The 26,930-nt window shown below is 72.6% G+C and carries 17 protein-coding genes and 1 tRNA gene; 12 read left to right on the forward strand and 6 right to left on the reverse strand.

Features of this window, described 5'->3' with window-relative positions:
- Window positions 1-2 precede the first annotated feature (2 nt).
- From ACIQU6_RS04050 to ACIQU6_RS04065, 4 genes are all read left to right on the forward strand, one after another.
- Window positions 3-809, forward strand: coding sequence for a S1 family peptidase (locus tag ACIQU6_RS04050; protein WP_403480051.1), 807 nt, complete (start codon window positions 3-5; stop codon window positions 807-809).
- A gap of 111 nt (window positions 810-920) precedes the next feature.
- Complete coding sequence (locus ACIQU6_RS04055; RefSeq protein WP_403480052.1) at window positions 921-1,595, forward strand: response regulator; 675 nt, start codon at window positions 921-923, stop codon at window positions 1,593-1,595.
- A gap of 5 nt (window positions 1,596-1,600) precedes the next feature.
- Window positions 1,601-2,752, forward strand: coding sequence for a sensor histidine kinase (locus tag ACIQU6_RS04060; protein WP_403480135.1), 1,152 nt, complete (start codon window positions 1,601-1,603; stop codon window positions 2,750-2,752).
- Window positions 2,753-2,868: 116 nt separating this feature from the next.
- Entirely contained in the window at window positions 2,869-5,940 is a 3,072-nt protein-coding gene (locus ACIQU6_RS04065) for an endo-alpha-N-acetylgalactosaminidase family protein (RefSeq protein WP_403480053.1), read from the forward strand.
- Between the two features lie 89 nt (window positions 5,941-6,029).
- Here the strand turns inward: ACIQU6_RS04065 and ACIQU6_RS04070 are convergent, their stop codons facing one another.
- Window positions 6,030-7,829, reverse strand: a complete 1,800-nt coding sequence (locus ACIQU6_RS04070) for a beta-galactosidase (protein ID WP_403480054.1) — start codon at window positions 7,827-7,829, stop codon at window positions 6,030-6,032.
- Between the two features lie 212 nt (window positions 7,830-8,041).
- Here ACIQU6_RS04070 and ACIQU6_RS04075 point away from each other — a divergent pair, with 212 nt between their 5' ends.
- From ACIQU6_RS04075 to ACIQU6_RS04090, 4 genes are all read left to right on the forward strand, one after another.
- Window positions 8,042-8,920 (forward strand): helix-turn-helix domain-containing protein, encoded by an 879-nt coding sequence (locus ACIQU6_RS04075; RefSeq protein ID WP_403480055.1) that lies wholly within the window; start codon window positions 8,042-8,044, stop codon window positions 8,918-8,920.
- 142 nt (window positions 8,921-9,062) lie between these two features.
- The gene (gene pepN / locus ACIQU6_RS04080; protein WP_403480056.1) at window positions 9,063-11,591 is read left to right on the forward strand and encodes an aminopeptidase N; all 2,529 of its coding nucleotides are present in this window, start codon (window positions 9,063-9,065) and stop codon (window positions 11,589-11,591) included.
- A gap of 264 nt (window positions 11,592-11,855) precedes the next feature.
- Window positions 11,856-13,277 carry a pyridoxal phosphate-dependent decarboxylase family protein gene (locus tag ACIQU6_RS04085; protein WP_403480057.1) on the forward strand — a complete coding sequence of 474 codons (1,422 nt, stop codon included), beginning with the start codon at window positions 11,856-11,858 and terminating at the stop codon, window positions 13,275-13,277.
- Window positions 13,274-14,710, forward strand: coding sequence for a lysine N(6)-hydroxylase/L-ornithine N(5)-oxygenase family protein (locus ACIQU6_RS04090; protein WP_403480058.1), 1,437 nt, complete (start codon window positions 13,274-13,276; stop codon window positions 14,708-14,710). The genes ACIQU6_RS04085 and ACIQU6_RS04090 overlap by 4 nt, the downstream gene beginning before the upstream one ends.
- Before the next feature lie 79 nt (window positions 14,711-14,789).
- Here ACIQU6_RS04090 and ACIQU6_RS04095 read toward each other — a convergent pair whose 3' ends face one another.
- Window positions 14,790-16,598, reverse strand: coding sequence for a bifunctional metallophosphatase/5'-nucleotidase (locus ACIQU6_RS04095; RefSeq protein ID WP_403480059.1), 1,809 nt, complete (start codon window positions 16,596-16,598; stop codon window positions 14,790-14,792).
- A 218-nt stretch (window positions 16,599-16,816) separates the two neighbouring features.
- Between ACIQU6_RS04095 and ACIQU6_RS04100 the strand changes: the two genes are divergently transcribed.
- Window positions 16,817-17,518, forward strand: a complete 702-nt coding sequence (locus ACIQU6_RS04100) for an SIMPL domain-containing protein (protein WP_403480060.1) — start codon at window positions 16,817-16,819, stop codon at window positions 17,516-17,518.
- A gap of 143 nt (window positions 17,519-17,661) precedes the next feature.
- The gene (gene pyk / locus ACIQU6_RS04105) at window positions 17,662-19,098 is read left to right on the forward strand and encodes a pyruvate kinase (RefSeq protein ID WP_403480061.1); all 1,437 of its coding nucleotides are present in this window, start codon (window positions 17,662-17,664) and stop codon (window positions 19,096-19,098) included.
- Window positions 19,099-19,148: 50 nt separating this feature from the next.
- Here pyk and ACIQU6_RS04110 read toward each other — a convergent pair whose 3' ends face one another.
- Together ACIQU6_RS04110 and ACIQU6_RS04115 are read right to left on the reverse strand one after the other, a co-directional pair.
- Complete coding sequence (locus ACIQU6_RS04110) at window positions 19,149-19,937, reverse strand: helix-turn-helix domain-containing protein (protein ID WP_403480062.1); 789 nt, start codon at window positions 19,935-19,937, stop codon at window positions 19,149-19,151.
- A gap of 85 nt (window positions 19,938-20,022) precedes the next feature.
- A tRNA-Leu gene (locus tag ACIQU6_RS04115) sits at window positions 20,023-20,105 on the reverse strand.
- Window positions 20,106-20,195: 90 nt separating this feature from the next.
- Here ACIQU6_RS04115 and ACIQU6_RS04120 point away from each other — a divergent pair.
- A complete protein-coding gene (locus tag ACIQU6_RS04120; protein ID WP_403480063.1) occupies window positions 20,196-20,873 on the forward strand; it encodes an ANTAR domain-containing response regulator in 678 nt (225 codons plus the stop codon).
- A gap of 118 nt (window positions 20,874-20,991) precedes the next feature.
- Here the strand turns inward: ACIQU6_RS04120 and ACIQU6_RS04125 are convergent, their stop codons facing one another.
- Both ACIQU6_RS04125 and ACIQU6_RS04130 read right to left on the reverse strand, forming a co-directional pair.
- On the reverse strand, window positions 20,992-21,465 hold the full coding sequence (locus ACIQU6_RS04125; protein ID WP_403480064.1) for a PaaI family thioesterase: 474 nt from the start codon (window positions 21,463-21,465) through the stop codon (window positions 20,992-20,994).
- Window positions 21,466-21,652: 187 nt separating this feature from the next.
- A complete protein-coding gene (locus ACIQU6_RS04130; protein WP_403480065.1) occupies window positions 21,653-23,950 on the reverse strand; it encodes an FdhF/YdeP family oxidoreductase in 2,298 nt (765 codons plus the stop codon).
- Between the two features lie 224 nt (window positions 23,951-24,174).
- Between ACIQU6_RS04130 and polA the strand changes: the two genes are divergently transcribed.
- Complete coding sequence (gene polA / locus ACIQU6_RS04135) at window positions 24,175-26,892, forward strand: DNA polymerase I (protein WP_403480066.1); 2,718 nt, start codon at window positions 24,175-24,177, stop codon at window positions 26,890-26,892.
- The last annotated feature ends 38 nt before the right edge of the window (window positions 26,893-26,930 follow it).

Consider the following 26,930-nt stretch of genomic DNA (forward strand, 5'->3'; position numbering starts at 1 on the left):
CGTTGCGCACCCACCACAAGCACCTCAAGAGAGCCACCGCCGCCGGCGCGATCGCCCTGGCCGCCGTCAGCCTCCAGCCCGTCGCCGCCCAGGCCGCCCCCGCCCCCACCCCCGGCGGCTCCGTGCACTCCCACGTCGTCGGCGGCACCCGCGCCGACCAGGGCGAATTCCCGTTCATGGTGCGGCTGTCGATGGGCTGCGGCGGCGCCCTCTACGCCAAGGACATCGTGCTCACTGCCGCGCACTGCGTCGACGGCAGCGGCCCCGACACCTCCCTCACCGCCACCGGCGGCGCCGTCGACCTCCAGGACCCCGCCGCCGTCAAGGTCAACTCCACCCAGGTCCTCCAGGCCCCCGGCTACAACGGCAAGGGCAAGGACTGGGCCCTCATCAAGCTGGCCAGGCCGATCGACCAGCCCACCCTCAAGACCGCCGACAAGGACACCTACAACAAGGGCGACTTCACCATCGCCGGCTGGGGCGCCGACAAGGAAGGCGGCGACCAGCAGCGCTACCTCCTCAAGGCCGCCGTCCCCTTCATCGACGACGCCGCCTGCCAGCAGGCGTACGGCGACTCGCTCACGCCCGGCGAGGAGATATGCGCCGGCAAGCTGGACACCGGCGGCACCGACACCTGCCAGGGCGACTCCGGCGGCCCGATGTTCCGCAAGGACGACGCCGGCCAGTGGATCCAGGTCGGCATCGTCTCCTGGGGCGAGGGCTGCGCCCGGCCCGGCAAGCCCGGCGTCTACACCGAGGTGAGCACCTTCGCCGCCGACATCGCCAAGGCCGCCGGCCAACTCGGCTGACCCCGCACCACCGGCGCAGGGGCCCGGCCACCCCCCCCCGCGGGCCCCTGCCCGTACCACCATCCGCCGCCGCGGCTTGCGGGCCGCCACCGCCACCGGTCCGATGGAGCCATGCCGATCAGCGTGGTCATCGCCGACGACCAGGAGATGGTCCGGACAGGCTTCCGGATGATCCTGGAGAGCCAGCCCGACATCGAGGTCCTCGCCGACGTCACCGACGGCGACGCCGCCCTGGAGGCCGCCGAACGCCTCCGCCCCGACGTGCTGCTGCTCGACATCCGGATGCCCGGACCCGACGGCCTGGAGGTCACCCGCCGGCTCGCCGAACGCGCCGCCGATCAGCCCGAACTCCACGGCCGCCCCAAGATCGTCATCGTCACCACCTTCGACCTCGACGAGTACGTGCACGCCGCCCTCCGCAACGGCGCCTGCGGCTTCCTCCTCAAAGACGCCAGCCCCGCCCTGCTCGTCGAGGGCGTCCGTGCCGCGGCCGCCGGAGACGCCCTGGTCTCACCCGCCATCACCCTGCGCCTGCTGCGCCAACGCACCCCCACCACCGGCCGCGCCCCCGCCCGACAGCCCGCCGAACCCCTCACCGACCGCGAGGAACAGGTCGTCCGCGCCCTGGCCACCGGCCGCACCAACGCCGAGATCGCCGACGCCCTGCACGTCTCGCTCTCCACCGTCAAGACCCACCTCGCCAACGTCCAGGCCAAACTCGCCGCCCGCAACCGCGTCGAGATCGCCGCCTGGGCCTGGGAGACCGGGCTGGCCACCGAGGAATGAGCCCGCTGACCGGGTGGGCCCGCGCGCACCCCCACAAGGCCACCGCCGCCAAGGCCGCCCTCGCCGCCGTCCTGCTCTTCCTCGTCGGCTTCGAAACCGTCGCCCTGGCCCGACAACCCACCCACCCGCACGCCATCGTCGTCGCCGCCGCCGTCGTGGTCTGCCTGTGCGCCGTCCCCTCCCGCCGCATCCCGCTGACCCGCCGCGCCGGCCTCGCCGTCGCGGTCTCCCTCGCCGCCTCCGTCGTCCTCATCGCCGGCCAGCACGCCCTGCGCGTCTGGGGCCTGGGCGAGGGCATCGCCCTGCTCGTGCTGCTCACCGCGGTGGTGCAGCGCGCCCCCGCCCGCACCGCCGCCGTCCTCGGTCCGCTGCTCGGCCTGTCCTGCGTCCTCGCGCCCATGCGGGACATCCGGATGGGCGTCTTCACCGTCGTCTACGGCGTGCTCACCGTCGTCGTCACCGCCTACTCGATGATCCTGCGCTGGCAGGACGCCGCACGGCTGCGCGACCTGGCCGCCGTACGGGACGCCGAACGCCTGGAGTTGGCCAGGGAACTGCACGACGTCATCGCCCACCACGTCACCGGCATCGTCGTCTCGGCCCGCGCCGCCCGCTTCACCGCCCTCGACGGGCCGCGCGCCGGCGACGCCTTCGCCCGGATCGAGACCGCCGGCGACGAGGCCCTCGGCGCCATGCGTCGCCTGGTCCGGGTGCTGCGCGAGGGCGAGGCCCGCACCACCCCCGTCGCCGGACTCGCCGAGGTCCGCACCCTCGCCGACGCCTTCACCCGCACCGGCCCGCCCGTCACCCTCGACCTCGAACCCGGCCTCGACCGCGCCCTGCCGCCCGAAGTCGCCGCCGCCGTCCACCGCATCGTCCGCGAATCCCTCACCAACGTCCGCAAGCACGCCCCCGACGCCACCGCCGTCCGCGTCACCGTGCACGCCACCCCCCACGGCACCGAACTGCGCATCGCCAACGACGGCGGCACCCCCGCCCGCCCGACCGAACAGCAGTCCCGCGGCGGCGGCTTCGGACTGGCCGGCCTCACCGAACGCGCCGAGGCCCTCGGCGGCACCCTCACCGCCGGCCCCGCCCCCGAAGGCGGCTGGCAGGTCACCGCCCTCCTCCCGCCGGCCGGCCGCACCGACCACTGAGCCGCCCCCGGTCGCATCTGTCCAACACCCGGCACCCCTCAGTCCATGGGCTCGCGCCCCGCCCTGCCCGCACGCTGTCCGCCGACAAGGCCGCACCGCCACCGAGGAGGACGCGCGTGAGAGCACAGCCCGGACCCAGCCGCAGACAACTCGTCGCCGCCACCGCACTCGCCGGTGTCGCCACCGCCCTCCCCCTCGGCACCCGCACCGCGACCGCCGCACCCCGCACCGCCCCGACGGTCCTGCGCTCCACCGCCCTGGAGGTCCGCGTCGACCCCGCCTTCCCCCGCATCGTCTCCTACACCGACCGCGCCACCGGCGCCGTCCTGCACGGCCAGGAAACCCCCGTCAGCCAACTCCTCGTCGACGGCCGCCCGCACACCCCCCGCGTCACCCAGCGCGCCCGCACCGACCGCGCCACCTACACCCTCGCGCTCGACGGCGGCACCACCCTCACCGTCGAGATCGCCGTCCACGACTGGCAGGTCACCTGGCGCCTGACCGACCTCACCGACACCCCCCAACTCCGCGTCGGCACCCTCCAGATACCCGACCTCGCCCTACTCAGCGTCCGCAGCGACCAGCCCGGCGCCCACCTCCTCGCCGCCCGCCTCCAACTCGACAAGGCCACCAGCGGCGACACCCTCATCGAGCTCACCGACCACACCCCCGTCGAGGCCGCCCCCACCGGCTGCGCCTACGCCGTCGTCGCCACCGGCCAACTCGCCGCCGCCATCGAGACCAACACCGTCTACGACACCCCCACCGCCCCCACCGCCTGGGAGAACGGCCGCCTCTGGCACCAGACCCGGCGCGTCGACGACCACCTGACGGCCCGACTCGCCCCCGGCCAATGGACCCACCGCGCCGCCGGCCAACCCACCGACGCCACCGAACCCCTGCCGTACGCCACCGTCATCCTCACCCGCGACCGCAACGGCGACGGCCGCACCGACTGGCAGGACGCCGCCCTCGCCCTCCGCGACATCATGGTCAACCCGCTCGGCGCCGACACCCAGCACCTCCGCGTCGTCCCGCACATCCCCTTCAACTTCGCCAGCCAGGCCACCAACCCGTTCCTCGCCACCCTCGACAACGTCAAACGGATCGCCCTGGCCACCGACGGCCTGCGCCAGTTCACCCTCCTCAAGGGCTACCAATCAGAGGGCCACGACTCCGCCCACCCCGACTACGGCGGCAACTACAACGAGCGCGCCGGCGGCCTCGCCGACCTCAACACCCTGCTGCGCGCCGGGAAGAAGTGGCACAGCGACTTCGCCGTCCACGTCAACGCCACCGAGTCCTACCCCGTCGCGCACGCCTTCTCCGAACGGCTCGTCAACAAGCACGACAAGCAGTGGGACTGGCTCGACCAGTCCTACCGCATCGACGCCCGCCGCGACCTGGTCTCCGGCGACATCGCCGCCCGCTTCGCCCAGCTCCGCCGGGAGACCGACCCCGCCCTGAACACCGTCTACCTCGACGTCTTCCGCGAATCCGGCTGGAACTCCGACCGCCTCCAACGCCATCTGCGCGACCAGGGCTGGCGGGTCGCCACCGAATGGGGCCACGGCCTGGAACGCTCCGCCCTCTGGTCCCACTGGGCCAACGAGACCGACTACGGCCCCGACACCTCCCGCGGCATCAACTCCCAGCTCATCCGCTTCCTCCGCAACCACCAGAAGGACGTCTTCGCCGACAAGTGGCCCACCCTCCTCGGCGCCCCCCGCATGGGCAACTTCGAGGGCTGGACCGGCAAGAACGACTGGAACGCCTTCCAGGCCATCGTCTGGAACGACGCCCTGCCCGCCAAATACCTCCAGGCGTACCCCATCCGCACCTGGAGCGCCCACGAGATCACCTTCGAGGGCCCCACCCGCACCGCCGTCACCGACACCGGCGGCACCCGGCGCATCACCACCGACGGCCGTCTCGTCTACGACGGCGGCAGCTACCTGCTGCCCTGGGAACCCCGCCGCGCCACCGACCCCGCCAAGCTCTACCACTACAACCCCCGGGGCGGGCGGACCAGTTGGCGACTGCCCCGCGGCTGGACCGGCACCCGGACCGTCCACGCCTACCGCCTCACCGACCAGGGCCGCACCGACCACCGGTCCGTCCCCGTCACCGGCGGCCGGATCACCCTCACCGCCCGCCCCGACACCGCCTACGTCCTCTACCGCACCGAGGCCCCGGCCCCGCCCGACCCCCACTGGGGCGAGGGCACCCCCCTGACCGACCCCGGCTTCCACGCCGGCGACCTCACCGCCTGGCGGACCACCGGCCCCGCCACCGTCCAACGCAACGACCGCGGCGACTACGAACTCGTCATCGGCCCCGGCCCCGCCGCCACCGTCGCCCAACGCCTGGCCCGCCTCGCCCCCGGCGACTACGCCGCCTCCGTCCAGGTCGAGGTCGGCGCCACGGCGGGGGAGCGGCGCCGGGCCGCCCTGGAGATCCGCACCCCCGACGGCGTCACCGCCGCCAACTGGACCGAGACCTCCACCGCCCCCAACCACGTTGCCGCCGACCGCAAGACCGGCACCCGCTTCCAGCGCCTGACCACCCGCTTCACCGTCCCCGACGGCGGCGGTCCCGCCACCCTCGCCCTCACCGCCGCCCCCGGCCGCCCCCGCGTCCGCTTCGACAACGTCCGCATCGTCCCCGCCCCGCGCCCCACCACCGGGCCCGGCACCCTCGTCCACGAGGACTTCGAGGCCGTCCCCCAGGGCTGGGGCCCGTTCGTCAAGGGCGACGCCGGCGGCTCCACCGACCCCCGCACCCACCTCGCCCAGCGCCACGCCCCGTACACCCAACGCGGCTGGAACGACAAGGCGATCGACGACGTCATCGACGGCACCCAGTCCCTGAAGTCCCGCGGCGAGAACACCGGCCTCGTCTACCGCACCGTCCCGCACACCGTCCGCTTCGTCCCCGGCCACCGCTACCGCGTCACCCTCCGCTACGAGAACGAGAAGGCCGACCAGTACGCCTGGGTCACCGCCGTCGACGTCCCCGGCGCCCGTGAGCTCAGCCGGCACCCGCTACCGGTCGCCACCCAACCCACCACCCTCGACTACGCGTTCACCGCGCCGGAGGAGGGCGAGGTCTGGGTCGGGCTGCGCAAGACGGGCGGGGACGGGACGGCCGAGTTCGCCCTCGACGCCTTTCGGGTGACCGAGGGGTGAGGCGGGCGGGAGGCGGCCGGGGGCCGGGGGCCCGGGGCCTTGGCCTCGCGTTCAGGCACCCGGCCCGTGGGGCCCGCGGACTGGGACCCTCACGGCACCAATCGCGGCGCCCCTGCCGTCCCTGTCGCCCCCTCGGCCCCGTCCGGCCCCTCCAGCTCCAGCACCAGCACCTCGTTCGCCCCCTCCCGCAACACCGGACCCGGCACGAACAACCCCCGCTGCGGCCCCACCGACCAGTACCGCCCCACCGGAAAACCCCCGATCCACACCAACCCCCGCGTCCACCCGGGCAGTTCCAGCACCGCGTCCCCCACCCCACCCGGCGGCACCGTCACCGTGCCCCGGTGCACACCCCGCGCCCCCGGCCGCGGCCCACCGAACCCCAACCCGGCCACCGCCGCCGCGCCCGCCGCCCCCTCCAACGCCTCCCACCGCAGCCCCCGCGCCCGCACCCCGTGCAGATACTGCCGCTCGTGCAGCACCCCGCCCGTGATCCCCTTCGCCTCGCCCAGCCGCGGCCCGTAGTTGACCCGCCCCAACGACTCCACCCACAACTCCACCTCCGCGGGCCCCGCCACCCTCCCCAACACCGCAACCTCCCCATCCCTCTCGTTCCCCTCCACCAACACCGGCCCCCGCACCCCGTCCACCACCGTCACCGCCCGGTCCCGCAGCCCCACCACCCGCAACGGATACGGCTCCCGCGGCCCCGGCACCGCCACCCGATACCGCACCACCCCCCGCTCCACCCCCAACTCCTCGAACGTCGGCGGCACCCCCGCGCAGACCTCCGGACCTCCCAGCCCCGCCAGCACCGCGTCCATCCCCAGCCACCCCGACAACTCGACCTCCACCGCCCCCGCCAACACCGGCTGCGTCTCCGGCACTTCCGGCAACGGCCCCACCGCGTACTCCGCCAACACCTCCCGCATCCGCCAGAACAGCTCCGTCGGCCGCCCCCGCTCGTCCACCGGCGCCCCGTAGTCATACGACGTCACCGTCGGCAACAACGCCCCGTCCTGCACCTCACCCGCCCGGTTCGCCCCCGCCCACCCGCCGAAACTCGTCCCCCCGTGCGCCATGTAGACATTCACCGACGCCCCGCACGCCAGCACCTCCCGCAACTGCGCCGCCACCTCCGCCGCCCCCCGCGGCTCCGCCGCCGCACCCCAGTGCGCGAACCACCCGCACCAGAACTCCATGCACATCAACGGCCCCCGCGCCCGATGCCGCCGCAACGCCGCGAACGCCTCCCGCGCCCCCGACCCGAAGTTCACCGTCGCCAGCACCCCCGGCACGCTCCCGCCGGTCAGCATGTGGTCCTCCGCCCCGTCCGACGTGCACAGCGGCACCGACACCCCCAACTCCCGCAACTTCCGCGCCAGATGCCCCAGATACTCCGCATCCGACCCGTACGACCCGTACTCGTTCTCCACCTGCACCAGCACCACCGGCCCGCCCCGGCCGCACTGCCGCGCCACCACCTGCGGCAGCACCACCTCCCACCACCCGTCCACCGCCCGCAGGAACGCCGGCTCCCGGGTCCGCACCCGCCGCCCCAACGCCCCCGTCAACCACCACGGCAACCCCCCGTTCTCCCACTCCGCGCAGATGTAGGGACCCGGCCGCACGATCGCCCACAACCCCGCCGCCGCCACCGCGTCCAGGAACCGCCCCAGTGCCCCGACGTCCCGCAGCTCACCCGGCCGCGGCTCGTGCCAGTTCCACGGCACGTACGTCTCCACGCAGTTCAGCCCCATCGCCCGCACCATCGCCAACCGGTGCCCCCACTGCGCCTCGTGCACCCGGAAGTAGTGCAACGCGCCCGACAGCAGCCGCACCGGCCGCCCGTCCACCTCGAACTCCCGCTCCCCAACGGCAAACCGCACCCCGCGCCTCCCGCCTTGTCGCTCCCGATCGCCTCCCCCACGCTCGCCCTCTGGCGGCCGGCCGGTCCATGGACAAAGATCGATGCCCATTGGACGGATCGCCGCCGGGCGCTTCGCGCGAGCCGAGGCGCGCGTCGGGCGCCCGCCCGGGGCGCCGGCGGGGCGCCGCCCCGACGCGGTGGCGGCGAACGGCGAGGGGAGGACCGCCCGGCATGTACCGCACCTGGATGCGCTACTTCACCCCGAGCCCGCTCCACCACCGGCTCGGCCTGGTCTGCCTGGGCGTCGGCCTGCAACACGGCACCCTGCCGCCGGTCGGCCCGCGCACCCTCGACCACCACGTCGCCGTCGTGCTGTGCGCCGGCCGCGGCTGGTTCACCACCCCCGACGGGCGCCGCCACACCGTCACCGCCCCCGCCCTGCTCTGGCTCGTCCCCGGCGTCGAGCACCACTACGGCGCCGACCCCGACACCGGCTGGGACGAGGGCTTCGTCGACTTCACCGGCCCCGCCGCCGCCACCTACACCGAACTCGGCTACATCGAGCCGCAGCACCCCCTCGTCCCGCTCACCGACGCCGGGCCGGCCCGCGCCGCGATCGGCCGCATCGCCCGCGCCGCCCGCCGCGGCAACCCCCTCCTGGAGGTCGAGACCGCCGCCGCGGTCCACGAACTCCTCGTCGCGCTGCGCCGCGCCCGCGCCGACACCGGCGCCGACGGCGAACCGGTGCTGGCCGCCCTGGCCCGCGACGCGTTCCTCCCGCTCTCGATCGCCGAACACGCGGCCCGGCGCGGCATGACCCCCGCCGCACTCCGCGCCGCGGTGCGCCGCGGAGCCGGTTGCAGCCCCAAGGACTACCTCCTCGGCATCCGCCTGGGCCGCGCCAAGGAGCTCCTCGTCGCCACCGAACTCCCCGTCGCGGCCGTCGCCCGCCGCGTCGGCTACGACGACCCCGCCTACTTCAGCCGCCTCTTCACCCGCCGCGTCGGCCTCGCCCCGGCCCGCTTCCGCGACCGCCAGATCCGCTCCGTCCCCGGCGGCTGGTCCACCCACGTCCCCGACCCGGCGTTCCCACCCCACGTCGACGGATGACCCCTCCTCGCACGCTCCGCCGGCCCCGGCCGGTGCGCGGCGGCGGGGTGGGGTGGTGAGCGGCCGCACCGCGCTGCGGTCCGCCCGGCTACGTGCCCACCGCACCCCCGACGCGGGAAGCCCGACATGACAAGCTCGCCCCATGCTGCAACGCCCCGAAGCCGAAGCCCGCGCCCAGTTGCTCGACGTCCACCGGTACGAGGTCGCGCTCGATCTCACCCGCGGCGACGAGGAGTTCGCCTCCCGCACCGCCGTCCACTTCACCGCCCGCGAGCCGGGCGACACCTTCGTCGAGATCAAGCCCGCCGCCCTCCACGCCGCCACCCTCGACGGCCACCCCCTGGACCCCGCGGCCCTGGACGGCAACCGGCTGCCCCTCACCGGCCTGGCCGCCGGCCCGCACGAGCTGCGCCTCGACGCCACCATGCGCTACTCCCGCACCGGCGAGGGCATGCACCGCTTCACCGACCCCGCCGACGGCGAGAGCTACGTCTACACGCAGTTGTTCATGGACGACATCCAGCGCGTCTTCGGCGCGTTCGACCAGCCCGACCTCAAGGCCGTCTTCGAGCTGACCGTCACCGCCCCGCCCACCTGGACCGTGCTCGCCAACGGCCGCACCGAGCAACTCCCCGACGGCACCTGGCGGGCCGCCGCCACCCCCCGCATCAGCACCTACCTCGTCGCCGTCGCCGCCGGCCCCTGGCACTCCGTCCGCACCGAACACGCCGGCCTCCCCTTCGGCCTGCACTGCCGCCGCTCCCTCGCGCCCCACCTCGACGCCGACGCCGAGGAGCTCTTCGACCTCACCCGCCGCTGCTTCGACCGCTACCACCGGATCTTCACCGAGCCGTACCCCTTCGACTCCTACGACCAGGCGTTCGTCCCGGAGTTCAACGCCGGCGCGATGGAGAACCCCGGACTGGTCACCTTCCGCGACGAGTTCGTCTTCCGCTCCGCCGTCACCGACACCGAACGCCAGACCCGCGGCATGGTCATCGCCCACGAGATGGCCCACATGTGGTTCGGCGACCTGGTCACCCTCCGGTGGTGGGACGACATCTGGCTCAACGAGTCGTTCGCCGAGTACATGGGCTACCAGGTCCTCTCCGAGGCCACCCGCTTCACCGGCACCTGGACCGACTTCGCCGTCGCCCGCAAGGGCTGGGGCTACGACGCCGACCAGCGCCCCTCCACCCACCCGGTCGCCCCCGCCCCGAAGGACGTCCCCGACACCGCCTCCGCCCTCCTCAACTTCGACGGCATCTCCTACGCCAAGGGCGCCTCCGCCCTGCGCCAACTCGTCGCCTGGATGGGGGAGAAGGACTTCCTCGCCGGCATCAACGACCACCTCGCCCGGCACCGCTTCGGCAACGCCACCCTCGCCGACTTCATCGACTCCCTGGCCCGCGCCACCGACCGCGACGTCCACGCCTGGGCCGAGCGCTGGCTGCGCACCACCGGCGTCGACACCCTCACCCCCACCCTCGTCGAGGACGCCGGCACCTGGCACCTGGACGTCGCCCACACCGGCAGCCGCCCGCACCGCATCACCGTCGGCGCCTACGACCCGGACCCGGACCACACCGACCGCCTGACCCTGCGCGACCGCTTCGACCTCGACGTCCCGGCGGACGGCGACCCCGCCCGGCGCACCTTCGCCCAGGCCGCCCCCGCCCTCGTCGTCCTCAACGACGGCGACCTCAGCTACGCCAAGGTCCGTTTCGACCCCTCTTCCTGGGAGACGGTCGCCCGCGCCCTGTCCGCCCTGCCCGACCCGCTGACCCGCGCGGTCGTCTGGAACGCCGCCCGCGACCTGGTCCGCGACGGCGAACTGGCGCCCACCGCCTACCTGGACGTGGCCCGCGACCACCTCCCGCACGAGAGCGACCTCGCCGTCGTCCAGGGCGTGCTCGCCTTCGCCCGCACCCAGATCGCCGACCGCTACCTCCCCCCGGAGGCCCGGCGCACCGCCCTGGACACCCTCACCGCCCTCAGCCACGCGATCCTGCGCCGCACCGAGGGCCCCGGCGACGGCCCCGAGGCCGGCCTGCGGCTGACCGCCGTCCGCGTCCTCATCGACAGCGCCACCACCGCCGAGGCCATCCGGGGCTGGCTCGACGACGGCAGCGTCCCCGGCGGCCCCGCCCTCGACCACGAACTGCGCTGGCGCATCCTCGGCCGGCTCGCCGCCCTCGGCGCCACCACCCCCGAGGCCATCGACGCCGAACTCACCGGCGACCAGAGCGCCACCGGCCGTGAGGGCGCCGCCCGCTGCCGCGCCGCGCTGCCCGACCCGGCCGCCAAACAGGCCGCCTGGGACGCCCTGTTCACCGCGGACGCCGACGCCGAACTCTCCAACTACCTCTTCACCGCCACCGCCACCGGCTTCTGGGCCCCCGAGCAGCAGGACCTGCTCCGCCCCTACGTCGCCCGCTACTTCGCCGAGGTCCCCGCCCTCGCCGCCCGCCGCGGGCCGGCCCTCGCCAAGGCCGCCGGCCGGTACGCGTTCCCCGCCGCATGCGTCGAGGAGGCCACCCTCCGCCTCGGCGAACGCTGCCTGGCCGAGGGCGACCCGACGCCCGCCCTGCGGCGCGCCCTCGACGACCAACTCGACGATCTGCGGCGGGCGTTGCGGGTTCGGGAGGCCCGCGCCAACGCTGAGGGGTAACACGGGACGAGGGGACTGACGCGGGTGTCGTCGGGCGGTCGGAGGCCGTCGGCGGCACCCGCGTCGCGTCCGCGTCAACTCCCCGACACCCGCCCTTCGACGGGGCGCAAGACCGCAGGCAACCGAACACCTGCGGGACAGCCGTCCCACGAACGGGTGGTAGTGGCGCAACGGGTGGATACCCGCCGTACCGGACCAGTAACTTAGGGCGGCCTAAGACCGGACCCCTGCGCAGTCAACTCCCGTTGAAGAAGAGCCCACTTGATGTCAGTCGCCCCTGCCGGCACCGCCCTCGCAGGCGGCACCGACGGCCCCCGCGCGCTCCGCCCCCTCCTTGACACCGTCCTCGACGCCCTCACCACCGGCGCCCAGGACCGCTCCGGCCCCCTCCCGCCCGGAGGCCCCGACGCCGTCGCCCGCGCCGTGCGCGACACCTGCCTCCCCCTCCTCCCCGACGAGGGCACCGACCCGCACACCGCCCTGCGCACCCTGGTGCACACCCTCGCCGTCGGCGCCGCCGACCCCGCCGACCCGCACTGCGCCGCCCATCTGCACTGCCCCCCGCTGGCGTTGGCCACCGCCGCCGACCTCGCCGCCAGCGCCCTCAACCCCTCGATGGACTCCTGGGACCAGGCCCCCGCCGCCTCCGAACTCGAAGCGCACACCGCCCGCGCCCTCGCCGCCCTCGTCTACCCCGCGGCCGCCGCACCCGACGCCCTGGTCACCACCGGCGGCACCGAGTCCAACCAACTCGCCGCCCTGCTCGCCCGCGAGGCCCCCCGCCCCCCGGGCGCCACCGGCCCCCTGCGCATCGTCTGCGGTGCCAACGCCCACCACAGCGTCCACCGCGCCGCCTGGCTCCTCGGCCTCCCCGAACCCCTCACCCTCCCCACCCCCCACGGCACCCTCGACCCCGCCACCGTCCACACCTGCCTCGCCGAACTCACCGGACGCGGCGGCTGCACCGGTCAGGTCCTCCTCGTCGCCACCGCCGGCACCACCGACGCCGGCGCCCTCGACCCCCTCCCGGCCCTCGCCGACCTCGCCGACCACCACGGTGCCCGGCTCCACATCGACGCCTCCTACGGCGGCCCCCTCCTCTTCAGCACCACCCACCGCACCGTCCTCACTGGCCTCGCCCGCGCCCACACCGTCACCCTCGACCTGCACAAACTCGGCTGGCAACCGGTCGCCGCCGGCCTCCTCGCCGTCCCCACCCCCGCCGCCCTGACTCCCCTCGCCCACCAGGCCGACTACCTCAACGCCGACGACGACACCGAAGCCGGCGTCCCCGACCTCCTCGGCCGCTCGCTGCGCACCACCCGCCGCCCCGACATCCTCAAGATCGCCGTCACCCTCAAGGCCCTCGGCCGCCAGGGACTCGGCGACCTCGTCGACCGCACCCTCGCCGTCGCCCAGACCCTCGCCGACCTCATCGACGCCCACCCCGGCTACGAACTCCACTCCCGCCCCACCCTCACCACCGTCCTCTTCCGCCCCACCGGTGCCGACGACGCCACCCTCGCGACCATCCGCCGCACCCTCCTCGCCGAAGGCCACGCCGTCCTCGGCCGCGCCACCACCCCCACCGGCCTCTGGCTCAAAGCCACCCTCCTCAACCCCCACACCCAACCCGGAGACCTCACCCACCTCCTCAAACTCGTGGAAGGCCACACCCCGCGATGAACACCCCACCGCACAACGACCCCGACACCACCGCCGACGCCCCCGGCCCCGACGAGCCCCTCGACCTCGCCGGCATCGGCATCGGCCCCTTCAACCTCTCCCTCGCCGCCCTCGCCCACCCCCTCACCCAGCTCCGCACCGCCTTCTACGACCAGCACCCCGCCTTCCACTGGCACCCCGGCCTCCTCATCGACGGCACCACCCTCCAAGTCCCCTTCCTCGCCGACCTCGTCACCCTCGCCGACCCCGCCAGCCCCTGGACCTTTCTCAACTACCTCAAGACCCGCGAACGCCTCTTCCCCTTCTACTTCGCCGAGCGCTTCCACATCCACCGCGCCGAATACGACGCCTATTGCCGCTGGGTCAGCGAGAACCTCCCCGCCCTCCACTTCGGCCACCACATCGACGCCGTCCGCTGGAACCACGAACGCAACCTCTTCGAGGTCGACTTCACCCAACTCGACGCCGACGGCGAGGCCGAGGCCCTCGGCCGCACCTACGCCCGCAACCTCGTCCTCGGCATCGGCACCGCCCCCCACGTCCCCATCCCGCTCCGCCCCCTCGCCGAGGCCCCCACCGTCCCCGTCATCCACTCCGCCGACTACCTTGACCACCGCGAACGGCTCCTGGCCGCCGAGCACCTCACCGTCATCGGCGCCGGCCAGTCGGGTGCCGAGATCTTCCTCGACCAACTCCGCGCCCGCCCCGAAGGGCGCGAGCACCTCCACTGGCTCGCCCGCACCCCGGCCTTCGCACCCATGGAATACAGCAAGCTCGGCCTGGAACAGTTCACCCCCGACTACACCCGTTACTTCCACGGCCTCTCGGAACGCGTCCGCGACGAGCTCCTCCCCGCCCAGTGGCAGCTCTACAAGGGCATCGACCACGACACCCTCGCCGCCATCCACGACGAGCTCTACCGCCGCACCCTCGACGGCGGCTGGCCCAACGCCGTCCTCACCCCCGGCGTCCAGGTCCGCACCGCCGGCCGGGTCGGCACCACCAAGGTCGAACTCCACCTCGAACACGCCCAACAGGGCAGCCGCTCCCGCCTCACCACCGACGCCGTCGTCCTCGCCACCGGCTACCGCGAGCGCCGCCTCGACACCCTTCTCGCCGCCCTCGACCCCTACCTCCGCCGCGACGCCTCCGAACGCCCCCGCATCGACGAGCACCACCGCCTCGTCCTTGACCCCGCCATCACCGGCTCCGTCTACGTCCAAAACGCCGAACGCCACACCCACGGCGCCGGCACCCCCGACCTCGGGCTCGCCGCCTGGCGCAGCGCCACCATCCTCAACTCCCTGACCGGCAACAGCCCTTACACCCTCCCGGGCCGCACCGCCTTCACCACCTTCGGCCTCAGCCAGCCCCCACCCCGCCGCTCGGGCACCGTCCCCCGCCAGGGCTCCACCCTCGTCCCCCGGCACTGAACGCCACCGCCCCTCCCACCCGCCCGAACGGGAACGGGGGAGAGGGGCGGCCCGCACGGCACGCGGCACCGACCCGTGGCTAGAACACCGGGACCCCGTCCCGCGTCAACCGCCACTCCACCTTCGCGAACACCGCCGGATCGATCACCCCGCTCGCCTTCACCCACGCGATGATCAGATTCCGGATCTCCTCCGACGTCTGCCACACCTGCTCCGCAGACGCCACGTGCGGGAAGCCACCCCCGCCGCTCGCCCGGTAGTTGTTCACCGCCAGCACGAACCGCGCCGCGTCCGCCACCGGCTTCCCGTCGAACGTCAGCTTCCCGATCCGCTGCCCCACCGGCTTGGCGATATCGATCTCATACGCCACCCCGCTCACCGCGTCGTAGTTGTAATCGGGCGTGTTGTCCGCATTGGTGATCCGCGTCGGATCCACCGGACCGCCCGGCGCCGTCCGCACGTAGTAACGCGCCGAGAACTCCAGGTATTCCCGCAACTGCTTCCCCGTCAACACCCGTGCCTCCAGGGTGTTGTCGAACGGGTACAGCGCCGCCATCGACCGGATCGACACGTCCCCCGCCGGCACCTTCGCCGTCCGCGAGAAACACGACGCCTGCGACAGCACCGGCAACGACGCGTGCGCCGACCCCACCAAAGCCTTGCGCACCGCCTCCGCCTGCACGTACGCGATGAAGTCCAGGATCGGGGTGTCCTGCACCGGCGCCTGCTGCGCCGACATCTCCGCCTTCGACTTCCCGATCACCTGGTTCACATACGCCACCACCTTGCGGTGCTCGGCCCGCAGCAGCGTCGTGATCCGCGGATCCTCCGCCACCGTGTTGGAGTTGAGCACCTTCGCCCCCACCGCGTCGACCTCCCAGCGGCCCCGGCGCCACTCCACCGCCACGTCGAACAGCGTCAGCCGCTGCCCCCACTTCAGCGGTTCCGACAGCACCACCTCGCGGCCCGTCGCCTTGTTCACCACCCGCCGCTCCGGGATCTCCACATGCGCGTGCCCCACCAGGATCGCGTCGATCCCCGGCACCTGCTCCGCCACCAGCGCCGCCGCGTTCTCCACGTACGGCAGTTGATCCCCGTACGACGAGGTGCCGCTGGCCCCCGAGTGCGCCGCCACGATCACCACGTCGGCGCCCATCGACCGCAGCCGCGGTACCCACTTCGCGGCCTGCTCGGGAAGGCCCGGGAAGGTCAACTTCCCCTGCACGTTGGCCTTGTCCCACAGCGCGATCCCGGGGTTGGTCAGCCCCAGCACCGCCACCCGCACGTCCCGCCCCCGCGGCGTCCGCAGCCGCTTGATCACGTACGGGCGGAACGCCGGCCGCAGCGTCCGCGCGTCCAGCGCGTTGGCGCCCAGCAGCGGGAAGCGGCAGTTCTCCTCGAACTTCCGCAGCACCGGGATCCCGTAGTTGAACTCGTGGTTCCCCAGCGCCGCCGCGTCATAGCCGATCGCGTTCATCGCCCGGGCCATCGGATGCACCGGCCCGCGCGGACCGGTGATCGGGTCCACCTTCGCGTAGTAGTACGCCAGTTGCGTGCCCTGGATGGTGTCGCCGGCGTCGATCAGCAGGGTGTTCTCCCGCCCCCGCGCCCGACGGACGTCGTCCACCAGCGTGGCGACCTTCGCCAGCCCCACGTCGTTGTGGTCCGGGTCGTCGAACTCCGCATCGGTGGCGTAGTCCCAGTTGAAGACGTTCCCGTGCAGGTCCGTCGTCCCCATGACGGTGAACGCGTAGCGGTCCCGACGCCGTTCGGCGCCGCCCGGCCCGGCCGGTGCCGCCGACGCGGCCGGTGCCCCCGGTCCGCCGAGCACCACCCCCGCCCCCGCCACCACGGAACCACCCAGGAACTTCCTTCGGTCGAAACCCATCCCAACTCCCCTGAAAGACACGGCACATGCTCCGGCGGCGCGGCACGGCCCGGGCGTCCGACCCGGGCAACGCGCGTAGATTCTGACGCAGTCACCCCTCGCGCAACACCCCCCACAGGTTGCGATCCGATGACCAACCCGCCTCCCGCCCCTGTGCCACCCTGCAACCCCAAGAACCCCGCACCACACCCACCGCCACAGAAGGGCATCCGCCACCCATGACCGACCCCACGCCCCCCACCGCACTGCCCTACGGGACCCCCGACGCCCCCCGCCTCGCCGTCCGCGGCGAGGCCCACCTCGAAGTCGACCCCGAAATCGCCCGCATCACCATCACCGTCAACGCCCGCGGCACCGACCGCAAAACCGCCCTCACCGACCTCACCCGCCGCAACGAACACGCCCTCACCCTCGTCAAGAGCTACGGCCCCGCCGTCGAACACCTGGAGACCGGCAGCTTCACCCTCACCCCCCAACTCACCGAGAAGGGCCGCCACGAACGCGTCCGCGCCTACCAGGGACACGTCACCCTCACCGCCACCCTCAACGACTTCACCGCCCTCGGCGAGCTCACCACCCGCCTCGCCGACCTCGAACTCACCCGCGTCGACGGCCCCTGGTGGGACCTGCGCCCCGACTCGCCCGCCCACCGCACCGCCCGCACCCGGGCCGTCCAGGAGGCCGTCCAGCGCGCCCGCGAATACGCCGAGGCCCTCGGCGCCCGCCTCGACGCCGTCCTCGAAATCGCCGACCTCGGCGCGGACGGCCAACCCCACCAACAGGGCTACGGCTTCGCGGCCGGCGGCGCCGCCCGCAGCGCCCCCTTCGAGGCCGCCCCCGCCCTCGACCTCGAACCCCGCCGACAGACCGTCCGCGCCGGCGTCAACGCCCGCTTCACCATGACCCGTCCGGTGCTCTGAACCCTCCGCGCGAGGCCCCCGGTCTGCTCATCGGAGCGGCCTCGCGCCCATTCCATTACTTGTCAACAGCCTTTCACCGAGCGGTCGTTGAGCAGTCATGTCGCCACAGCTCCCTACCGCCGGGTAGGTCATAGGCTCGAAACATGCGCCGAGCAAAGATCGTCTGCACACTGGGACCCGCCACCGACTCGTACGAGCAGATCAAAGCCCTCGTCGACGCCGGCATGGACATCGCCCGCTTCAATCTCAGCCACGGCACCTACGCCGACCACGAAGCGCGCTTCGACCGGGTCCGCAAAGCCTCCGAAGAGTCCCACCGCAGCGTCGGCATCCTCGCCGACCTTCAAGGCCCGAAGATCCGCCTGGGCCGCTTCCACGAAGGCCCCGTACTTCTCGAACGCGACGACGCGTTCACCATCACCGTCGAGGACGGCGTCGAGGGCGACCGGCGGATCTGCGGCACCACCTATCCCGGCCTCGCCGCCGACGTCACCCCCGGCGAACGCGTCCTCGTCGACGACGGCAAGGTCACCCTCGAAGTCACCGCCGTCGAAGGGCCCCGCGTCCACACCAAGGTCATCGAGGGCGGCATGGTCTCCGACCACAAGGGCCTCAACCTCCCCGGCGTCGCCGTCTCCGTCCCCGCCCTCTCCGAGAAGGACCAGGACGACCTCCGCTGGGCCCTGCGCTACGGCGCCGACGTCATCGCCCTCTCCTTCGTCCGCAGCGGCCGCGACATCCACGACGTCCACCGCATCATGCGCGAGGAGAACCGCTTCCTGCCCGTCATCGCCAAGGTCGAGAAGCCCCAGGCCGTCGAGCACATCGACGACATCGTCGCCGCCTTCGACGGCATCATGGTCGCCCGCGGTGACCTCGGCGTCGAAATGCCCCTGGAGACCGTCCCGATCGTCCAGAAGCGCGCCGTCAAACTCGCCAAGCGCAACGCCAAGCCGGTCATCGTCGCCACCCAGATGCTCGACTCGATGATCGACAACTCCCGCCCCACCAGGGCCGAGGCCAGCGACGTCGCCAACGCCGTCATCGACGGCACCGACGCCGTGATGCTCTCCGGCGAGACCAGCGTCGGCAAGTACCCCACCGAGACGGTCCGCACCATGAGCCGCATCGTCGAGGCCGCCGAGGAGGACATCCTCGCCAAGGGGCTCCCGCCGCTGACCGAGCGCAGCAAGCCCCGCACCCAGGGCGGCGCCGTCGCCCGCGCCGCCGCCGAAATGGGCGACTTCCTCGGCGCCAAGTTCCTCGTCGCCTTCACCCAGTCCGGCGACACCGTCCGCCGCCTCTCCCGCTACCGCTCGCCCATCCCCCTCCTCGCCTTCACCCCCGACCCCGCCACCCGCTCCCAACTCAACCTCACCTGGGGCGTGGAGACCTTCCTCGGCCCCACCGTCAACTCCACCGACGAGATGGTCGCCCAGGTCGACGAACAGCTCCTGAAGATCGGCCGCTGCCAGAAGGGCGACCTCGTCATCATCACCGCCGGCTCCCCGCCCGGGGTCCCCGGCTCCACCAACCTCGTCCGCGTCCACCGCATCGGCGAGGCCGACACGCACAAGTAGCCCCACCCGCACCCGAACCCGCTGGGCCGAGGAACTGACCGCCGTCCGCGTCAGTGCTTCGGCCCGATGTGTTGGTCCATGAGCGCCACGGAGCCACGACGCGCGACGGAGATGTTGTATGGCTCGCTCCCGCGCCGGGTCACCTTCCACTCGACGCCGACCCTGTCCAACGCCGCCGCGTAGAGCCCCCGGATGTCCGCGGACTTGTTGGTGAAGAAGTATCGCGGGTACGCGTACCGCTTGCGCTCCCCGCCGACTCTCCGCACCGTCCAGTTGGTGATCCGACAACCGTCGGAGTGCACGAGGCCGCGGATGAACTCCCGGGGATGCGCCTCCACGATCCGCCGCTGCCACGGCTCCAGCGCGATCCGCCGCTCATGCTTCTTACCGGGGCCGTGCTGGGGGAAGAGGCACCAGAGGTGCTTCGAGTAGACCTTCACGTTGTGGCAGCCGGTCCGGCTCACTCGGCACACCGAGTTGTCGGGGAAGACGGCCCGCATCGCCGCCTCGCAACCGTCCATGAGGCCGGGCCAGTTGTCGTCGCACGTGATCATGAGGCTCGGCACCCGGTGCGCGGAGTGCTGGATGATGTGGCCGTCGCCGAGGTAGAGGGCCAGGAGGTAGGAGTACGCCGCGCGGTCGAGTGCGCGGTCGTCGCAGTGGGGGCACTGTGGTTGACGTCGCCCCGGACACGCACCGCGTTTGGCCCGGTCCATATGTCGCCAATAACTGATGGTGCCGAGCGGGATGCCCAGGGCGCGGGCGACGTCGGCGTTCCTCGCGCCCGCGCGGAGTCGGACGATGGCCTGCTGTCGTACGTCTGTGCCGTGAAATCGCATACTGTCACTGTGCGTGAGGATGCGTGCGCATGGGGCGATCGGCCGGGAATTTCACGAGAACGTGAAATTCCACTTGGGTGGAGAGTGCCGGGTGCGGGATTCGAACCCGCAAGCCCTTTCGGGCAGATGTGTTTGAGACATCCGTGTATGCCATTCCACCAACCCGGCCGGCGGCATGAGACACCATACCGTGTGAGTAAGGCTGGTCGCCCCTAGGTAGGCTTCAATGGCACCACCTGCCTGGAACGAGGAGTCCCCTTGAGTGCCGCCGAGCCCCAGCAGCCCGTTGCCGATGGCGACCAGTCGCACGTCCCGCCGTTGACCACGCGCGTCGTGATCGCCGAGGACGAGGCGCTGATCCGCCTCGACCTCAAGGAGATGCTGGAGGAGGAGGGCTACACCGTCGTCGGTGAGGCCGGAGACGGTCAGAAAGCCGTCGAACTCGCCCGCGAGCACCGTCCCGATCTGGTGATCCTGGACGTGAAGATGCCGATCCTGGACGGCATCTCGGCGGCCGAGAAGATCGCCGAGGAGAGCATCGCCCCGGTCCTGATGCTGACCGCGTTCTCGCAGCGCGAACTGGTGGAGCGGGCCCGCGACGCGGGCGCGATGGCCTACCTGGTCAAGCCGTTCAGCAAGAGCGACGTGGTGCCGGCGATCGAGATGGCGGTGAGCCGGTTCACCGAGCTGAGGGCGCTGGAGAAGGAGGTCGTCGACCTCACCCAGCGGCTGGAGACCCGGAAGCTGGTGGACCGGGCGAAGAGCATCCTGCAGACCCAGTACGGGCTGGCGGAGCCGGCCGCCTTCCGGTGGATCCAGAAGACGTCGATGGACCGCCGGCTGTCGATGCATCAGGTGGCCGAGGCGGTCATCGAGGACGCGGCGGAGCGCCAGCAGCAGAAGGAACAGAAGAAGGACCAGGGGAAGGACCAGTAGGCGGGAGGTCCGGCCCGTAGTCCCGGGGCCGGCAGGGGCGTTGGGCGTCCCTGTGCGGCCTGTTGAACGCCGGTGGTGCCCGAGTTGGGCGCCACCGGCGTTGTGGTGCGCGGGGTGGTCAGGCGCGGTACATGGCGGGGTCGGCGTCGCGCAGCAGGCAGGTCAGGCGGGCGGTGCAGACCCGCTTGTCCTGCTCGTCGGTGATGACGATCTCGTAGGTGGTGGTGGACCGGCCGCGGTGTACGGGGGTGGCGGTGCCGGTGACGAGCCCGGAGCGGACGCCGCGGTGGTGGGTGCAGTTGAGGTCGACGCCGACGGCCGCCTTGGTGGGGCCGCCGTGCAGCATCGCGCCGACGGAGCCCAGGGTTTCGGCCAGGACGGCGGAGGCGCCGCCGTGCAGCAGCCCGTAGGGCTGGGTGTTGCCCTCGACGGGCATGGTGCCGACGACCCGTTCCGGGGCGGCGTGGGTGACCTGGACGCTCATCCGCTCGCCGAGGTGGCCGGCGGAGAAGAGGGCGGGCAGGTCGACCCCGATGCCGGCCCACTGGTCGAGGATCTCCTGCGGGAAGGTGGTCGTGCTCTGCTCTCCCATGGACTGCTCCGTTTCGCTCGCCCTTGACGGCGCCTGTGGCACGTGGCCTTGTCAGCGGTCTTGATCGTGGCCGATCTGCGCCTGTTCCTATCAGGCGGCTGTGCGGGCGCCGGCCGCGGGGTGGCCGCCGTCGGCCGGCGGCCGCCCCGCAGCGGCTGCCGGCCAAGGGGGCCCGCCGGCCCGTCCGTCAGGCTTCCTGTGCGGTCTCCAGGCGGACGACGACGGACTTGGCGGCGGGGGTGTTGCTGGTGTCGGCGGTGTGGTCCAGCGGGATCAGGACGTTGGTCTCGGGGTAGTAGGCGGCCGCGCAGCCGCGGGCGGTGGGGTAGTGGACCACGCGGAAGCCGGGGGCGCGGCGTTCGCTGCCGTCGGTCCATTCGCTGACGAGGTCGGCGTAGGTGCCGTCGGCGAAGCCGAGTTCGGCCGCGTCGTCGGGGTGGACGAGGACGACGCGGCGGCCGTTCTTGATGCCGCGGTAGCGGTCGTCGAGGCCGTAGATGGTGGTGTTGTACTGGTCGTGGGAGCGCAGGGTCTGGAGGAGGAGTCGGCCTTCGGGGGCGGTGGGGTATTCCACGGGGGCGGCGGTGAAGTTGGCCTTGCCGGTGGCGGTGGGGAAGCTGCGGCTGTCCCGGGGGGCGTGCGGGAGGGTGAAGCCTCCGGGGCGGGCGACCTTGGCGTTGAAGTCCTCGAAGCCGGGGATGACGCGGGCGATGCGGTCCCGGATGGTGGCGTAGTCCTTCTCGAACTCTTCCCAGGGGGTGGGGCTTTGGGGGCCGAGGACGCGGCGGGCGAGGCGGGCGACGATGGCCGGTTCGGAGAGGAGGTGGGGGCCGGCGGGTTCGAGGCGGCCGCGGGAGGCGTGGACCATGCCCATGGAGTCCTCGACGGTGACGAACTGGTCGGTGCTCGTCCCGTCCGGGCGGACTTGGCGGTCCCGTTCGGTGCGGCCGAGGGTGGGCAGGATCAGGGCGCGGGCGCCGGTGACCGCGTGGGAGCGGTTGAGTTTGGTGGAGACGTGCACGGTGAGGCGGGCGCGGCGGACGGCGGCTTCGGTGACGTCGGTGTCGGGGGTGGCGGCGACGAAGTTGCCGCCCATGGCGAAGAAGACCTTGGCGTGGCCGTCCCGTAGGGCGCGGATGGCGCGGACGACGTCGTAGCCGTGGTCGCGGGGCGGGGCGAAGCCGAATTCCTTTTCCAGGGCGTCGAGGAAGGCGGGTGCGGGGCGTTCGAAGATGCCCATGGTGCGGTCGCCCTGGACGTTGCTGTGGCCGCGTACGGGGCAGACGCCGGCTCCGGGGCGGCCGATGTTGCCGCGCAGCAGGAGGAAGTTGACGACCTCGGCGATGGTGGGGACGGAGTGCTTGTGCTGGGTCAGGCCCATGGCCCAGCAGACGATGGTGCGCCGGGAGGCGAGGACCATGGCGAGGGCGCGGTCGATCTCGTCCTGGGTGAGTCCGGTGGCGCGCAGGGTCTCGGCGTCGTCGGTGGCGTCGGCGAGGGCGGCGAACGCGTCGAAGCCGTGGGTGTGTTCGCGGATGAAGTCCGTGTCGAGGGCGCCCTCGGTGGCCAGGAGGCGGTGGTTGAGGGCGCGGAAGAGGGCCTGGTCGCCGCCGAGCCGGACCTGGAGGAAGAGGTCGGTGAGGGCGGTGCCGCCGCCGGCGAGGCCGCGGGGGGTCTGGGGGTTCTTGAAGCGTTCGAGGCCGGCTTCGGGGAGCGGGTTGATCGAGATGATCTTTGCGCCGCCGGCCTTGGCCTTCTCCAGGGCGCTGAGCATCCTGGGGTGGTTGGTGCCGGGGTTCTGGCCGGCGACGATGATCAGGTCGGCCTGGTAGAGGTCTTCCAGGAGGACGCTGCCCTTGCCGACGCCCAGGGTGGCGGTGAGTGCGGAGCCGGAGGACTCGTGGCACATGTTGGAGCAGTCGGGGAGGTTGTTGGTGCCGAATTCGCGGGCGAAGAGCTGGTAGAGGAAGGCGGCTTCGTTGCTGGTGCGGCCGGAGGTGTAGAAGACGGCCTCGTCGGGGGTGTCGAGGGCGGTGAGTTCCTCGGCGATGAGGTCGAAGGCACGGTCCCAGGTGAGGGGTTGGTAGTGGTCGGCGCCTTCGGGGAGGTACATGGGGTGGGTGAGGCGGCCTTGTTGGCCGAGCCAGTAGCCGCTGCGGGTGGCGAGGTCGCTGACGGGGTGGGCGGCGAAGAAGTCGGGGGTGACGCGGCGGAGGGTGGCTTCCTCGGCGACGGCCTTGGCGCCGTTCTCGCAGAACTCGGCGGCGTGCCGTTTGTCGTCCTCGGGCCAGGCGCAGCCGGGGCAGTCGAAGCCGTTCTTCTGGTTGACGCGGAGGAGGGTGAGGGCGGTGCGGCGGACGCCCATCTGTTGTTGGGAGATCTTGAGCGCGTTGGTGATGGCGGGGATGCCGACGGCGGAGTGCTGGGGCGCGCCGACCTCGGGCGCGTCCTGGACGGGGTCCGATGCGGGCGGCTTGCCTGCCATGGCGCTCTCCCTGGGGTCGTGTGCCGGACGGGATCGCCGGGCGCGGCGGGTCGTTGCCGTGCACATGTGAGTGGTGCGGTGCCGATCCTGTCATGGCGGGGGTGCGGGGAGTAAGGGAGTGTGCGCCGGTGGGTGGGGTGTGGCGGGTCGGTGCGTCGCTGCCGCGGCGGGGATTGTCAGTGGGCCGTGGCAGGATCGGGGGCGTGGCAGGAAAGGCAGTGAAGATGAGCGAAGCGACCGGCACCGAGGCGGCGGCGGGTGGCCGTCCGCGCCTGCTCCTGATGGACGGGCATTCCATGGCATACCGGGCGTTCTTCGCCCTGCCCGTGGAGAATTTCACCACCGCGACCGGACAACCGACCAATGCGATCTACGGCTTCGCGTCGATGCTCGCGAACACCCTGCGTGACGAGGCCCCCACGCACTTCGCGGTGGCGTTCGACGTCTCCCGCAAGACGTGGCGCTCGGAGGAGTTCCCGGAGTACAAGGCGAACCGTTCCAAGACGCCCGACGAGTTCAAGGGCCAGGTCGAGCTGATCGGCGAGCTGCTGGACGCGATGCACGTCAAGCGCTTCGCGGTGGACGGCTTCGAGGCGGACGACGTGATCGCCACTCTTGCCACACAGGCCACGGCCCTGGGCTTCGAGGTCGCGATCGTCACCGGCGACCGGGACTCCTTCCAGCTGGTCTCCGAGGACGTCACGGTGCTCTACCCGACCAAGGGCGTCTCGGAGCTGACCCGCTTCACCCCGGAGAAGGTCGCCGAGAAGTACGGCCTGACCCCTGCCCAGTACCCGGACTTCGCGGCCCTGCGCGGCGACCCGTCGGACAACCTCCCCGGCATCCCGGGCGTCGGCGAGAAGACGGCCACGAAGTGGATCAACCAGTTCGGTTCGTTCGCGGAGTTGGTGGAGCGCGTCGACGAGGTCAAGGGCAAGGCGGGGCAGAACCTCCGCGATCATCTGGAGTCGGTGAAGCTGAACCGCCGGCTGACCGAGATGGTCCGGGACGTGGAGCTGTCCTGCGGCCCCGCCGAGCTGACCCGCGAGCCCTACGACCGCGAGGCGCTGAAGGTCTTCCTGAACGCCCTGGAGATCCGCAACCAGGGCCTGCGGGACCGCCTGTTGGCGGTGGACCCGGGTTCCGCCGAGAGCGCACAGGAGGCCGAGCCGGCGGCCGGCGTCGAGGTGGACGGCACGGTGCTGGGCACCGGCGAGCTCGCCCCGTGGCTGGCCGAGCACGGTGCGGGCCCGTTGGGCGTGGCCACCGTCGACGTGTGGTCGTTGGGCGGCGGCAGCGTCGCCGAGGTGGCGCTGGCCACCGGGCACGGTCCGGCCGCGTGGTTCGATCCGGCGCAGTTGGACGAGGTGGACGAGCGGGCCTTCGCCGCCTGGAGCGCGGACGCCGAGCGGCCCAAGGTGATGCACAACGCCAAGGGGCTGATGCGGGTCTTCGGCGAGCACGGCTGGCGCATCGAGGGCGTGGCCATGGACACCGCGCTCGCCGCCTATCTGGTCAAGCCCGGTCGCCGTTCCTTCGCGCTGGACGCCCTGTCCATCGAGTATCTGGGCCGTGATCTGGCGCCGGCGGCGGCCGGGGACGGCCAGTTGGCGTTCGGCGTGGACGAGCAGGCCGAGGCGGAGGCGCTGATGGCGCAGGCCCGTACGGTCCTCGATCTGGGGACGGCGTTCGGGACGAAGCTGGCGGAGGTCGGCGCGGTCGATCTGCTGCGCGAGGTGGAGCTGCCGACCAGCGAGTTGCTGGCCCGTATGGAGCGGGCCGGGATCGCCGCCGACCGGGGCTGGCTGGAGCGGATGGAGCAGCAGTTCGCCGCCGCCGTACAGCAGGCGGTGAAGGAGGCGCACGCCGCGGCCGGTCACGAGTTCAACCTCGGCTCGCCCAAGCAGCTCCAGGAGGTGCTGTTCGGGGAGCTGGGCCTGCCCAAGACCAAGAAGACCAAGACCGGTTACACCACCGATGCCGATGCGCTGGCGTGGTTGGCGTCGCAGACCGACAACGAGCTCCCGGTGATCATGCTGCGCCACCGGGAGCAGGCCAAGCTGCGGACCACGGTCGAGGGCCTGATCAAGGCGATCGCCGCGGGCGGCCGGATCCACACCACCTTCAACCAGACCGTGGCCGCCACGGGCCGGTTGTCGTCCACCGACCCCAATCTGCAGAACATCCCGGTGCGGACGGACGAGGGCCGGGCGATCCGCCGCGGCTTCGTCGTCGGCGAGGGCTTCGAGACGCTGCTGACGGCCGACTACAGCCAGATCGAGCTGCGGGTGATGGCCCATCTCTCCGAGGACGAGGGCCTGATCGAGGCGTTCACCTCCGGTGAGGACCTGCACACCACGGTCGCCTCGCAGGTCTTCTCGGTCGCCAAGGACGAGGTCGACCCGGAGATGCGCCGCAAGATCAAGGCGATGTCGTACGGGCTGGCCTACGGGCTGTCGGCGTTCGGGCTCTCCCAGCAGTTGGGCATCCAGCCGGACGAGGCCCGCAAGTTGATGGACACCTTCTTCGAGCGGTTCGGCGGGGTGCGGGACTACCTCCAGCGCGTCGTGGAGGAGGCCCGGGCCACCGGGTACACCGAGACGATCCTGGGGCGCCGCCGCTACCTGCCCGATCTCAACAGCGACAACCGCCAGCGCCGCGAGATGGCCGAGCGGATGGCGCTGAACGCCCCCATCCAGGGCACCGCCGCGGACATCGTGAAGATCGCGATGCTGCGGGTCGACGCGGCGCTGCGGGCGGCGGAGCTGTCCTCGCGGATGCTGCTCCAGGTCCACGACGAAATCGTGGTCGAGGTGGCTCCGGGCGAGTGCGCCCGGGTCGAGGAGCTGGTCCGCAGGGAGATGGCCGCGGCCGTCGAGCTCCGCGCCCCGCTGGACGTCTCGGTCGGTCACGGCACGGACTGGGAGTCGGCGGCGCACTGACGGCCGGCCGGGGGTCCGCTTCGCGCGTACCCCCGGGC

The sequence above is a fragment of the Streptomyces sp. NPDC090442 genome (genome assembly GCF_044769405.1).
GTDB lineage: Bacteria > Actinomycetota > Actinomycetes > Streptomycetales > Streptomycetaceae > Streptomyces.